The organism is Pectobacterium sp. CFBP8739 (assembly GCF_013449375.1).
In the GTDB taxonomy this organism is placed as follows: domain Bacteria; phylum Pseudomonadota; class Gammaproteobacteria; order Enterobacterales; family Enterobacteriaceae; genus Pectobacterium.
On the sequence record NZ_JACDRR010000005.1, the window covers coordinates 92,567 to 105,683 of the forward strand.

The following is a 13,117-nucleotide window of genomic DNA, read 5'->3' on the forward strand; positions in this document are numbered from 1 at the left end:
CATCACCTCTGATTCGCATATTCTCGGTGTTCTTCTAATAGCGTATCTCCTTGTTCCCCCAGTTCCCAGAACAGGCCGGTCATGATCGCTAATCCTTCGCGGGCGACGGATTTCAGCAGGTGTTCGTTAACCGCGTGCTGACCGCATGCCGGGTAGGAGTGCGGGATCCACAGCGTCGGCAAGCCGAGGATGTCGGCGAAAACATCATTAGGCAGCGAGCCACCCAGATTCGGTAGTAGCGCGGGTTGCTTGCCGCTGATGTGCTGCATCAGTGCCAGCGTCCAGTTCACCAGCGGATCTTCCGGGTTAAAGCGCGTCGCCGGAGAAGTGTTAAGTATCTCAATCTCTACCTGCGTGAAGCCGTGCTGGTCGAGGTGCTGGCGCACATGTTGCGCCAGAAGCGACCAGTCGGTACCGACGACAAAGCGTAACTGACAAATCGCCGTGGCGTCGGCGGGAATCGCGTTCACTGGCTTGTGCGGATTGCCGGTAATGAACGACAACACTTCCAGCGTGTTCCAACCGAATAACCGCTCGGCAGGCGTGAGTCCCTCTGCGCCCCAGTTCACGTCAATCGCCGGGTCGTCCTCACCACCAGCGGGATCGATAGTGCTGAGGATTTCGCGTAGCGCGGGCGTTAACGGCGGTGGCAGCAGGGCATCGATCTTCATCCGTCCTTGTCCGTCGACCAGACTGGCGACAGCGTTCGCCAACTGTGTCCCCGGATTGCTCAATAGCCCACCCCAGTTGCCAGAATGGTAGGCCTGCTCGCGTGCCTTAATGCGTAAGCGGAAATTGACGCAGCCGCGAGAGCCAAGGAACAGCGTCGGGCGCTCTGCGCTGAGGCGCGGCCCGTCGGAGGCGATAAAGATATCGGCTGCCAGCGCCTGCTTGTGCTGTTGGCACAGCTCGGCAAGCCCCAGTGAACCAATTTCTTCGCCCATCTCGAACAGCAGTTTGCAGTTGAAGCCCAGACGCTGCCCACGCGCCTGATATACCTGTTCCAGCGCCATCAGATTAATACTGTGCTGGCCTTTGTTATCCGCGCTGCCGCGCCCGTACCAGTGGTCGCCTTCCTCCACCAATTCCCACGGTTTTAGCCCATCACGCCAGTTTTCTTCATCACCGAAAACCACATCCCCGTGGCCGTAAGACAGCACGGTAGGCAGGCTGGGGTCTTCAATACGTTCGGCCAACAGAAAAGGAGGATGGCGGTCGTCTGACGAGGTGATGAACGTGACGCTGAACCCCATGGCCTGCAACGCGGGTTGGATCTCATCAGCCAGATAGCGGTTCAGTGCACGCTGGTTACCGGCTTTCTGGCTCTCGCTGGCGTGGGCAATACGCCGGGCCAACGTCTGTTTAAATTCTCCGCGATCGAAACGTTCACAGGCGATACGAATAAGGTCTGCGCTGGTCATGCCTTTCCTTGCTGGATAATGTGCCGAAGTTACCGATATTTAAAGAAAAAATGAGTTTTGCAACAATAATAAAAATTGCAATCAAGCTTTGCTTTTAATATAAACCTTCACATCCCCGCTCTGTCTGAAAGGAACGCCGCCGTGCACAGCACCGAGATTCGTTATTTTCTGGTGGTCGCCACCACCGGTTCGCTTAGCGCCGCCAGTCAGCACCTGTTTGTCGCCGTTTCTGCGATCAGCCGTCAAATCCAGCGGCTGGAGGAACGCATCGGCGTACCACTGTTCGAGCGTCACGCGCGTGGCATGGTGTTAAACGATGCCGGCCGCATTCTGGAAAACCATGTGCGCAAGAGCATGATGGACATGGATGCCGCCGTGGCGGAGATTCAGGGGCTGAAAGCCAGCCGTCGGGCGCTGCTGCGCATCGGCTGCACGGAAGGGATGGCGTTTGATCTGCTGCCGACGCTGTTTGCGCGTTTCCGTCAGCATGACCCGGATACCACCTTTGCACTAAAAGTGGACTCGGCGATGCAGGTGTCCCAGATGATCCGTAATGGCGAAGTGGATATCGCACTCCAGTTTGCGCTGGCACCTGAACAGGGGGTAAATGTCGAGCTGACGCTGCCTGCACCGCTGATGCTGCTGATGTCTGACGATCATCCGCTGGCGCAGCAGTCTATTCAACTGGCTGATCTGCATCCTTTCCCGCTGGCGCTGCCGGAACCTTCGACCACGCTGCGCCAGCTGTTTGACCTCTCATGCCGCATGAACGGTACTTTTCTGGAGCCGACGCTGTGCTGCAACAACTTCACCACGCTTTATTACTATGCGATGAGCACGCCGGGGGCGGTCACCGCCTGTAGTTTCTATTCCGTGATGTACAAGTGCTTACAGCAGCCGATGCGCCTGAAACCGCTGAACATCAGGCAGCTTGACCAGCGTTCGCTTCAGATTCAAACGTTGGCAGGGAAAGCCCATGCGCCCCAGCAACAGGCTTTTCTGGATTTCATGATGGCGGAGCTGCGTCAGGGGGAAGCGTATTATCTGAACCAGGTGGCGACGGATGCGACTCATTGACGTCGCGCTGATTTTACGTCTTTTTCACCCTTATTCTATCTCAATAATGTCGCGTTTTTGCTCGTCTTCGATCTGGCGCAGGACGCGATACACCTGCGCTACGGCCTGAAGCGTTTCGCGTGGAATGTAGTGGCCCTCCGGCGTGGTGCGATACAGCGTGCGGGTCAGCCAAATGAAGCGGATCACCGGGATGTCGGCTTTTTTCGCCTGCGCAATAAGTTCCTGCGCCGCACTATCTTCCCCCTTAAACAAAATGCACGGTAGCGGCGTTTTGCCGGGACGATAGTAAAGCCCCACCGCATAGTGCGTCGGGTTAACCAGCAGCATATCGGCGTCTTCGACTTTTGCTTTGGGGCGCGGCGCGGCAGGTTCGTTCATCAATTCGTGCGCCAGCGATTTGCGGTGGCCTTTCATGTGCGGATCGCCTTCGGAATCCTTGTGCTCGTTGCGTAAATCCTCATGGCTCATACGCTGCTGCTTGAGAAAGAAATATTTTTGCAGGCCAAAATCCAGTGCGGACAGCACCAGCAGTGCCGTTAGCGTGGTACGGGCAATGCGCGTCAATAGCGCTTTCACCCCTTGCCAGAAACCGTGTAGATCGCTATAGGCCAATTCGACCAGCGCTTCCAGCTCCGGCACCACCACTTTATAAAAGACTGTGCCAATCACCACGGCTTTCAGGATATTGGTCAGCATTTCCACCAGCTTACGCATCGAAAACATCTGCTTAAACTGGTTAATCGGGTTCAGCCGATTGAGATCGAGCTTCAGCGCTTCGGGGGCAAACAGCGGACCATACTGGAGCCAGCCGCCGACCACGCGCAGCAGCACGGCAATGGCGGCGGCTAACAGGCAGAGCGTGCCCGCCAGCACGGCGGCATCGTGGAACACTTCTTTCGCCACCTGTGCAAACGGGGCATCCAGCCGTTGCAGCGGTAGTTGCACCAGCGTTTGCAATTTCCCCATCGTGCTGTCCGCCAGCGCCAGTACGCACTCCAGCAGGCCGACGCAGATCAGCAGTTTGGGTACATCCTGACTTTGCCCGACTTCCCCTTTACGGCGCGCGTCTTCCAGCTTTTTCTCTGTGGGCTTTTCCGTTTTTTCGCTCATCGGTTCCGCCTGATTAGCTGTTTGATGCCGTAAAAAGCAGCGGGAGCAGGTGCTTGAGATCCGGTAGCCCCTGAAGTTTGTGGTCGCCTAAATATTGCAGCACGGGCAGATAGATGATGAAAAATGCCATTCCCACCAGACATTTGGCCGGAATAGAGAGCACAAACACCTGAAGCTGTGGGCTGTACAGGCTGAGTAGCGCAATGCTGAATTCCAACAGCAGTAGCAGCGCGACCAGCGGCCCCGCGTACACCACCAGATGAGTGAAGGTGTCGGCCAGCAGGTTGAGATACACCTCAAAGCCTTGTTCGCCCGGCGCGGGCAGCCACGACAGCACCGGCCAGATTTGGTAGCTGTCCCAAATTAGCTGCGTCAGCCCTTTCAGGCCGATACCGATAATCAACAACAGAATCAGCGTCTGTTTCAGCAGGTGACCAAGCGGCGTGGCGTCCGAACCCAGCGCGGGGTTGAGCTGGCCGCCCATGAGTGCGCCGCGCTGGTTATCGAACAGGGCACCAACGGATTCAAACAGCCAGAATGGCATCGCCAGAATCAGCGCGATAAGTAGCCCGACGATCAGCTCTTTCAGCAACAGGCCCGGCAGCATCGGCCAGGACAGCGGCGTCAGCAAAAGTTGCTGCTGTACGATGGGGGCAGGTAGCAGCGTCAGGGAAATCACCACGGCGTTGCGCATCATGCCTTTCAGCACGTTGAGTGAAAAAACCGGCACCAGAATAAAGCAGGGATACAGCCGGGCGATGCCGAGCGTAATAGCAATAATAAAGTCGTAAACGTGCTGAATGGTGGCGATCATGCGGATTTATACCCCGGTCTGCGCAATCATGTTGAACGCGGTAATGGCCAACTGCATCAGTTCTACGCCAATCCAGCGCCCGCAAATCGCCAGCGTCAGCCCGACGGAAATCAGTTTGACGGCGAAAGGCAGCGTCTGATCCTGCAACTGCATCACCGCCTGTAGCAGTGAAATCAGCACACCGACGATCACCGCAACCAGCAGCGGCGGCGCGGAGAGCAGGACGACCATCACCATGGCCTGACGGAAAAGCGTGATTATTTCCATCGCGGCCTCACAGGTAGCTGTAGAACAGGCCGTCCAGCAGCCGCGTCCAGCCGTTGACCAGCACGAACAGCAGCAGCTTTAACGGCAGCGAGAGCGTCATCGGCGCGACCATTTGCATCCCCAGCGCCAGCAGCACGTTCGAGACGATGAGATCGATGACGATAAACGGGATGTAAATCAGGAAGCCGATTTTGAACCCAGCCTGTAGCTCCGACAGCACGAACGCCGGAATCACCAGCAGCAGATTTTGCGTATTCACCTTTTCGGATAGCGACGCTGGCCACATTTGCAGGCTGTTTTCATGCAGATGGGTGAGGATATCCGGGTCAACATTGCGTGACATAAAGGTTTGCAGCGGTTCCAGTCCGTAGGTCACGCTGGCCTGAAGCGACGTGATGTCGGTCATATCCAGCGGCTTTTCCTGCACGCGTTTGGTGATGTCCTGAAACACTGGCGCCATGACAAACAGCGTTGCCGCGAGCGCGATGCCATACAGCGCCATATTGGGCGGCACCTGCTGTACCCCGATGGCGTTGCGGGTAATCAGCAGCACAATCGCAATCTTCAGAAAGCAGGTACAGACAATCATCATCAGCGGAATCAGGGAGAGGGCGCCCAAAAAGAGCGCAAACATCAACGGGTCGAACGCGCCGGAGGTCATGGAGCCAACTCCGGTGCGGCGGCGTGCTCTTCATCTGCTATCGAGACATGCTGCGGGGGGGCGGAAAAACGCTCGGTAATCTGTAACCCCAGTCTTCCTTCCACATCGACCAGATCGCCGCTCGCCAGAGCGGTATCGCCGTGATACAGCCAGGCTTGCCCCGGCACCACGTCGCGCAGCGTTAACACACTACCGCTGGCAAGCTGCTGCAATTCCGTTAGTGTCATCGTCAGGCTCCCGCAACGAAGGTGTAAGGTGACGGGCAGCGGCGGTAAATTACCCGTGACGGTGTCACTTGTTGATGTGAATTCAAATGCCGATGCATCGGAATGCGGATCGGCTAGCATCGTGTCAGTGGTGGACGAAGGCATTGAGACAGTCTCCATGTCGGTGACGGTAAAGGTGTAGGGGGCGACTTCCGTGAGCTGTAGCGTGCCGCGCAGGCGCAGCGTGCCGACTGACAGCGTTCCCTCGCCGGAGGGGGTAAACCACGGGCGGTTGGGGAGAATAAGATCGCCCGTACGTAAACGACGTAACGCGGATAGCGGCAGCACGGCATCAGCCAGCGTAAGAGGAACTTCGATCGCCATTCCTGCGGGCAGTTCACGGCGCTGGCGGTGCCAGCCAGCGCGGGAAAACAGCGCCAGCCAGACGGCGTCAGCGGCCTGCATCCGGCTACGCACGCTAATACCCTTCCAGCTCACGCTGAGCCAGGCGCAGAGTGCAACGCTGCTGCCATGTTGATCTCCTGCATCACGTGCTTTCGTAGAACGATCCAGCGGGTTAATTTCCCCGACAAGCGCCCGCAGTACGGGATTGAGTGACTGGTTGTAGAGCGTCCAATACCACTCCTGAGCCGCATCATCGTCTTCGGTGGCGGGCAGTAGCGGGCAATCCGACAGCAGGCTGAGCACTGGGAACGGATCGGTCAGTGAGATATCACCGATGTCGCTACGCCAGTCGCTGGCCTGTGCGGTGGACGAGGCTTCCGCCAGACTGCTTTCCGTGGCCAGTTGAAGGTGCAAGCGGCCGACCTGTCCCCCACGGGTAAACGGCAGCGCGAGTCCGGTGGCCAATGTCGATCGAATACGCGCGTGTTGCGCGCGCAGGGTCGGCAGCGTTAGCCGCTTGATGTGCTGTAGATTCGGTTTCATCGCTCATACTCTCTGGCGTCAAAACGCAGGTTGATCGGGCAGTCCAACGCACTGGAGAGCGAATGACGGCAGGCTTCACGCCGATCTTTTAACTGATGGTAGCTTTCCCGGCTGAAACGCAGAGAAATATCCCAGCCGCGCGGCACCAGCGTGGCTAAACGCGCATCGATATCGCCCAGTTGCGGCAGTTGCAGGCTAAAAGCAAACGGCGGGGCGCAGATGTTGTCCATCGCTTCAATCAGCTCACATTGCAGTGGCTGCCACTGTGACGGTGTCACATATTGTGGGCTGTCTGGCGCTTCACTCTGCGGCGGCGGTGGGCCGTTGATGGGATGGCTTGGTGACAAAGCAATAGGCGCATCCTGATAAAACGCCTCTTCAAAGCCGTCTGAAAACGTGAAGGCCTCCCAGAAATCGCTATGTTGCGGATCGGGCTGTGGGTCGTGTTGCGAGCCGTCTGCGCGAGAGGATTTGCCGTGTAGCACGGCCTGCGCGTTCTGCGTCGCCGTAGATTCGGATGACGCAATCTGTCGGTTATTCATACGTGCTCCTGAGGTAACGTAAGCAGATAGTCCAGTTTCTCCACCGCTTTCTGGCATTGACGAGTGGCGTCTCGGGCGTGATCAACCTGACGTTGCTGGTCGTGGTGTTGCAGCTGTGTGGCCTGCGCCTGCTGCGTTTCTGTCGCGATCGCGCTGAGTAAGCGTTGTTCGGCGGCCAGGCGTTTTTTCAGGTTTTCCAGCGTGTGGCGTTGTCCCTGCGTTTCTGTGGCAAACTGGTCGCGCTGTGCCTGGCTGGCCTGCCGCAGCAGCTCGACCTGCTGTTCATGATGTTGTTGCTGCTGCGCAATTCGCTTTAATTGCTGTTCTTCCTGCCGTTGTTGACGCTCGCTGCGGCTTAAACGTTGGCGGCGTATCGGCATCAGCAGGTTCAGCACGGTCTGTAACTCGGCATCACGTTCGGTGTTATGGGGCATAGCGGCTGACTCCGGCGAGCTGTTGTTGAATCACGCCATACGGCATCGGTTCACGCATCGACTGACGCAGAAACTGGGTGATTTCTGCATGGGCATTGACGGCTGAATCCGTTAGCACGTCATGACCGGGCTGATATTCGCCGAGGCGAATCAGCATCTCGACCTGCTTGTAGGCTGCCATTAGACGTCGCACACCGCCGGCGTGGCGGGTGTGCTCGGTATCCACGACGTTACTCATGGTGCGGCTTAGGCTGGCCAGCACGTCGATAGCTGGATAGTGCCCCTGTTCCGCCAGCCGTCGGGCGAGCACAATGTGCCCGTCAATCAGCGAACGTACCTCGTCGGCAACGGGGTCGTTCATGGAATCCTGCTCGATCAGAACGGAATAGAGCGCGGTGATGGCGCCGTCTTCCGTTTGTCCGGCGCGTTCAACCAGACGCGGCAGCAACGTATAGACCGACGGTGGCAGCCCGCCACGCCCCTGTGGTTCGCCGAGCGCCAGACCGATTTCGCGCTGGGCGCGGGCGAAACGCGTCAGGGAATCAATAATCAGCAGCACCTGACGACCTTCGGCTCGGTAAGCCTCGGCGATGGCGGTGGCGGTGAATGCCGCGCGGGCGCGTTCCATGCTGCTGCGATCGGAGGTCGAGCACACCAGCACGGTGCGGCTGCGCAGTTCGTCGTCCAGTTCGTGATCGAGAAACTCACGCAGTTCGCGGCCACGTTCGCCAATCAGCCCGAAAACGATGGCGTCGCACGGCGTATTACGCGCCAGCTCGGCCAGCAGCGTGGTTTTACCGCAGCCCGCACCGGCAAAAATGCCGACGCGTTGCCCCTGACCGATGGTAAGCAGGCCATCGACGGCGCGTAATCCGGTGGGGAGCGGTTGGCTGATACGCGGTCGGGACGTCGGTGGTGGAGCGTCGCCCAGCACCGGCTGTGTGCGGCCTGTGGCATGACCGGGTTCGACAAACGCGCTCTCGCCGCCGTCTTCCAGCGCCCGGCCAAACCCGTCCAGTACGCTGCCCAGCAAACGTTTCGACACCTGAATGCAGTGCGGCTGATACAGCGGCGTCACGGCGGCACCCTGTGCGATGCCGTCCAGCGCTCCGAGCGCAGAGAGAAAGGTATTGTCCGGGCTAAACCCCACGACTTCAGCCATCATCTGGCTATCGTCCTGACGGGCTACCCAGCACAGATCGCCAATGCGTGCCTGCGGCAGGCTGCACTCCAGTAGGATGCCGCTGACGGCCATGACGCGGCCTTTTTTCTCCACGGGCGCATAGGCTGCCAGATGCTGGTGCTGCTGTGCGACCCACTGGTCGAGCAGGGGAAAAGAAGAAGGTTGAGTCTGCATTACCAGTTCACCGTTATCTGTTGTTTGCCGCTGAATTCAATCTGGTGCTCATCAATTTTCACCAGACGCAGGTTGTCGATTTCATCGCCGATGAAAAAACGCTGGCCGTCCGCCGTGACGACGTTGGCGCGGGATCCGCTGGTGACCTGAACGATCTGAAACGGCAGTTGCTCCGTTTTCAGCTGCGTCCGGTTATCCACGGACAGCGCGGTTCTATAACGTTGGTGGAGTTGGGCGAGCATCCGTTCCAGCTTTTTTTGATCGTCCGGCGTTAATTGTCCGGTGAGCGTGAGGCGATCCTGATACGCCGCCACTTTCACGGCCGCGCTCAGTTCCCGCTCCTGCAACATGATGCGCAGCGTGCTTTCCAGCTGTGGCAGCGTACTGAGCGGTTTACGGGTATCCTGCGGCGGTGGAGCGGCAGGCATCGCGACGCTCTCCTGTAGCTGCCAACTGCCCACCATCACCAGCAGCAACGCGCCAAGCAGCAGATAGCTGGCTTTAGCCCACAGCGGCAGGCGTGTCGCAGATGCTGGTGTAGGAAGCGGCGCAGCGGTATGAACCGGTGTGTCGTCGATAGACATATCCGCTGGGGTAACGTGCTCTTCCGCCGTCGGAGAGGCTTCGTTGTCGTCAGGCCAAGGCGTATCGGCCGCCACAATGCAGAGCCAAATCTGCCCCAGCGCAAACGGTGTACCGAGCGGCAGAACGTCAATCTGTTCGACGGTATGGCCTTCCGCATTACATACGGTGCCATCCTGTGCGTTGAGCGCCCAGCCGTCAGCGGTCTTCTCCAACTGGCTGTGATACGGCGCTATGCCGGGATCGTAAAGCACGAGATCGGCATCATCGGCGGCACCGAGACGCCAGGCGTTGCCACAGAGCGGCAGCGCCGCACCGCGATGTAAACCAGTCAACACGCGTAATTCAAACATGGTGTATTCCTATGCGCTAAAGGGGTCAGGGGAGTCGTAAAGATCAAGGCGTCCGATGACGTTGATCGACAGCGTGGATTCCAGTTCGGTGAAGGACAGCACCGGAACGTGGTGAAATTCGTCCTGTAGCAAGGTACGCAGTGGGCTGCGCAGATCCTGCGCCACCAGTACCAGACTGCGCTGCGAGGAGAACGGCGGAAATGCCTGCCGTAGCTGATTGAGCAGCGTGGAGGCGTAGTCCTGCGTCAAGGCGAAGAAGGTTTCATTCTGCGTCTGGCGCAGCGCGTCGCGCAGTAGCTCCTCACTTTCCGGCGTCAGCAGCCAGACGGCCAGACTGTTTTCGTCGCTGTACTGGTGGCAGATTTGCGATTTGAGCGCCAGACGCACGTAGTCGGTCAGCGCCAGCGTATCCCGTTCGTGCTGGCCGACTTCAATCAACGCCTCGGCGATAGGGCGCACGGAACGAAGCGGCACGCGTTCGGAAGCCAGCCGTTGCAGCACGCTGGCGAAACGCGAAAGCGGCATGATGCGCTGAAGCTCCTGCGCCAATTCCGGCTGCTCACTTTCCAGCCAGGCCAGAATGGATTTGGTTTCCTGCAAGCCAATAAATTGCGAACCGGTACGATGAATGGCCTGTTCCATACGCGCGAGGATCAGTTCATCCGCCGTCCAGCGTGGCACATCGTCCGGCTGCTGTGCGGCGTGTGCCAGCGGCAACCAGAGCCAGTGGCTTTCATCCCGTAATGTGTGTCCCGGTGTGGCCAGTGTGTCATCAGCCTGTGCGATGGCACCGCTGGCAATGGCCAACCGATCGGTGACAAAGGTGGCTTTTACGTAGGGAATTTCGTAGACGCAAAACTGAAATTCATCTTCCGCTAACCGATCGTTGAATTCGATATCAAAGGACGGCAGGGTAAAGCCAAAACGATAAACCAGCCTGTTACGCAGGCGACGGATATTTTGTACCAGCGCCGTCGCGGTCGGTTGCCCCTGCCAAACCGGATGAAACAGCAGCAAATAGGCGCGCGTAGGGTTGAAACGCCGCAGATCCTGATAGCCGTTCTGTTCGGCAGGCATGTTGTCCGCTTCCGACTGGCTGGCATCCCACTGCCCCTGCTGCTTGATGCGCCAGAGCTGAAACAGGCCGCTGCCAAGTGATGCCAGACTGATGGCGATAAACACCAGCGTTGGCATCCCCGGCAGCAGCGCAAAGCCAAACATGCCGATGGAGGAGATGATCCACGCTTTGGGCTGGCTGGTGAGCTGTTCGGCAATTTCGCGGCCAATATTGGCATCCACTTTTTGGCCATCGGCCGAGACGCGAGTGATGATCATTCCGGCGGTCAACGAGATCAGCAGGGCGGGGATCTGAGCGATCAGTCCGTCGCCGATGGTCAATACCGAATAAACGTGCATGGCCTCGGAAGCCGCCATGCTGTGCTGCAACACCCCGATGGCAAAACCGCCGATCATGTTGATAAACACGATCACCAGCGACGCAATGGCATCGCCTTTGACGAACTTCATCGCCCCGTCCATCGCCCCGAACAGTTGACTCTCTTTAGCCAGATTCTCGCGCCGCTGCCGAGCCTGATGGGCTTCGATCAATCCCGCACGCAGATCGCTGTCGATTGACATCTGTTTACCGGGCATCGCATCCAGCGTGAAGCGTGCCGCTACCTCGGCCACGCGCTCGGAGCCTTTGGTGATCACCAGAAAATTCACCACTGTCAGAATCAGGAAGATCACCAAGCCGACGGCCAGATTCCCGCCCACCACATAGTTACCGAAGGCTTCCACGATATGGCCGCCATCCTGTTGAAGCAGGATTTGGCGCGTGGTGGAAATGGAAATGGCCAGTCGGAACATGGTGGTCAGCAGCAGCACCGCCGGAAACGTCGAGAAGGCCAGCGGCTTGGGCAGATACATTGCCAGCACGATCAGCAGGGAAGAGGCGCAAATATTGAGCGCGATGAGCACATCGATCAGGCCGGTAGGCAGCGGGATGATCATCATGAAGACGATGGACATCACGATGACGGCACCAACGACCTCCGAGCGCTGCATCGCGCTCAGCGCAATGCGGTTCAGCCAGATAATCAACAGATTCATGGCTGCCCCTTATCCGAGTCGCGTGCATCCTGTTTATGCGACGATGAGGGGGCGCGCTGCGTCAGGTCATCATGTTGAGCGCTTTTAGCCTGCTGTTTCTCATATTGGGCGATATCGCCAATCATGCCGCGTATCAACTGGAGCGCCGTTTGCCGGTTTTTACTGTCCCGCCACAGCGGATGCGGTAGGTCGCTAACGAGCGGCAGCAGAGCGCTGAAAAACATCGCCTGATGCTGTACCTGAGTACCTGCGACCTCTCGCCCAAGATTATGCAGGTCGCGGGCATAAGCGCCGTTAGCGCTCAGGCCAATCAGACGACGGGTCAGCTCCACGGCACCGAGCGTAAAGGCAGGGACTTTACTCGCCAGCCGCGTGAGGAGCGTCTGGCTGGATGACAGCGTATGGCTCAGGTGGCGAGAATCATTGAGGTTGCTCAGCATCTTGCTGAGCACGGCTTTCGAAATTGAGGGCGTCAGCGAGGCGATATCCGCCGCCAACGCCCGCTGCAACGTGCGCAGCCCAATGGAAAACGTCGCGGAATCAAAGCGTTCCAGCAGGGAATCCAACAGAGCGCTAGCCGACTGCTGATGCACAATTTTTTGGTAGTACAGCTCACGCATCGCCTGTTTTTGTTCAGGCTGAGTGCTGAACAGCGCAATGGCCGTTGCGGTATTCAAACCCGCTCGCACTTCTGGCCCTTTCTCCTGATGCAACTGCTGTAGCGCATGCTCTACCGCTGTCGCCAGTTCTGGCTGCTGGGCGGATTGCTGCTGAATATGGCGCAGCAGGATATCGCCGCGCGCCGGATCGTTGCCTGCGGCTTCCAGAACGGCGTCAAGCGACGGTGAGCCTTTCTGCATCAGCAGATCGCGCATACGGCTCAGTTGCTGGTCGAGCGTACTCTGCGACGGATTTTCCAGCATGCGGAACAGTTCCGTCAGTTTTTCAATGCGTTCGACACTGGCGGAGGTACGCGCCTCCGGCTGCTGGGCGATGTGGCGTCGGTTCAGCGATTTGCTGCGTCGCTCGGCCTGCTCGCCAAACGCCATGGCCACTTCTTCCATCGAGGTCGATAACGGCGAACCGGGAGACGCGTGGTGCGAACTGGTCTGTTGCACTGCCGCTTGCGGCGCGGGATCGTCATCCACGACGACAGGACGCGGTAGGGCGTTACTGGAGGGAAGGACGGTCGGCATTTTTATCATGGTGTCATCCTGAATAAGTCGGCTACGT

Annotated in this window: 13 protein-coding genes; 1 reads left to right on the forward strand and 12 read right to left on the reverse strand. The window is 58.4% G+C overall.

Going from position 1 to position 13,117, the window contains the following annotated elements; all coding sequences use genetic code 11:
* Positions 1-2: 2 nt before the first annotated feature.
* Complete coding sequence (locus H0247_RS01185; RefSeq protein WP_180740878.1) at positions 3-1,421, reverse strand: M20 family metallopeptidase; 1,419 nt, start codon at positions 1,419-1,421, stop codon at positions 3-5.
* Between the two features lie 141 nt (positions 1,422-1,562).
* Here H0247_RS01185 and H0247_RS01190 point away from each other — a divergent pair, with 141 nt between their 5' ends.
* A complete protein-coding gene (locus H0247_RS01190) occupies positions 1,563-2,498 on the forward strand; it encodes a LysR family transcriptional regulator (RefSeq protein WP_180740879.1) in 936 nt (311 codons plus the stop codon).
* 30 nt (positions 2,499-2,528) lie between these two features.
* Here H0247_RS01190 and sctU read toward each other — a convergent pair whose 3' ends face one another.
* Genes sctU through sctW form a run of 11 tightly spaced genes read right to left on the reverse strand, consistent with a single transcriptional unit; the run spans position 2,529 to position 13,089 of the window.
* Positions 2,529-3,608: a type III secretion system export apparatus subunit SctU gene (gene sctU, locus H0247_RS01195; protein WP_180740880.1), complete on the reverse strand. Its 1,080-nt coding sequence runs from the start codon at positions 3,606-3,608 to the stop codon at positions 2,529-2,531.
* Positions 3,609-3,621: 13 nt separating this feature from the next.
* Positions 3,622-4,422 (reverse strand): type III secretion system export apparatus subunit SctT, encoded by an 801-nt coding sequence (gene sctT / locus H0247_RS01200; protein WP_180740881.1) that lies wholly within the window; start codon positions 4,420-4,422, stop codon positions 3,622-3,624.
* 6 nt (positions 4,423-4,428) lie between these two features.
* Positions 4,429-4,689: a type III secretion system export apparatus subunit SctS gene (sctS, locus tag H0247_RS01205; RefSeq protein WP_180740882.1), complete on the reverse strand. Its 261-nt coding sequence runs from the start codon at positions 4,687-4,689 to the stop codon at positions 4,429-4,431.
* 7 nt (positions 4,690-4,696) lie between these two features.
* Entirely contained in the window at positions 4,697-5,350 is a 654-nt protein-coding gene (gene sctR / locus H0247_RS01210) for a type III secretion system export apparatus subunit SctR (RefSeq protein WP_039494872.1), read from the reverse strand.
* The gene (gene sctQ / locus H0247_RS01215) at positions 5,347-6,504 is read right to left on the reverse strand and encodes a type III secretion system cytoplasmic ring protein SctQ (protein ID WP_180740883.1); all 1,158 of its coding nucleotides are present in this window, start codon (positions 6,502-6,504) and stop codon (positions 5,347-5,349) included. The genes sctR and sctQ overlap by 4 nt, the downstream gene beginning before the upstream one ends.
* On the reverse strand, positions 6,501-7,046 hold the full coding sequence (locus H0247_RS01220) for a type III secretion system HrpP C-terminal domain-containing protein (RefSeq protein WP_180740884.1): 546 nt from the start codon (positions 7,044-7,046) through the stop codon (positions 6,501-6,503). The genes sctQ and H0247_RS01220 overlap by 4 nt, the downstream gene beginning before the upstream one ends.
* Positions 7,043-7,480, reverse strand: coding sequence for a type III secretion protein (locus H0247_RS01225; RefSeq protein ID WP_180740885.1), 438 nt, complete (start codon positions 7,478-7,480; stop codon positions 7,043-7,045). The genes H0247_RS01220 and H0247_RS01225 overlap by 4 nt, the downstream gene beginning before the upstream one ends.
* Positions 7,470-8,837, reverse strand: a complete 1,368-nt coding sequence (gene sctN / locus H0247_RS01230; RefSeq protein ID WP_180740886.1) for a type III secretion system ATPase SctN — start codon at positions 8,835-8,837, stop codon at positions 7,470-7,472. The genes H0247_RS01225 and sctN overlap by 11 nt, the downstream gene beginning before the upstream one ends.
* Entirely contained in the window at positions 8,837-9,772 is a 936-nt protein-coding gene (locus H0247_RS01235; protein ID WP_180740887.1) for an FHA domain-containing protein, read from the reverse strand. Before H0247_RS01235 ends, sctN begins: the two co-directional genes overlap by 1 nt.
* A gap of 9 nt (positions 9,773-9,781) precedes the next feature.
* Positions 9,782-11,884 (reverse strand): type III secretion system export apparatus subunit SctV, encoded by a 2,103-nt coding sequence (gene sctV / locus H0247_RS01240; protein WP_180740888.1) that lies wholly within the window; start codon positions 11,882-11,884, stop codon positions 9,782-9,784.
* Complete coding sequence (sctW, locus tag H0247_RS01245; RefSeq protein WP_180740889.1) at positions 11,881-13,089, reverse strand: type III secretion system gatekeeper subunit SctW; 1,209 nt, start codon at positions 13,087-13,089, stop codon at positions 11,881-11,883. The genes sctV and sctW overlap by 4 nt, the downstream gene beginning before the upstream one ends.
* Positions 13,090-13,117 lie beyond the last annotated feature (28 nt).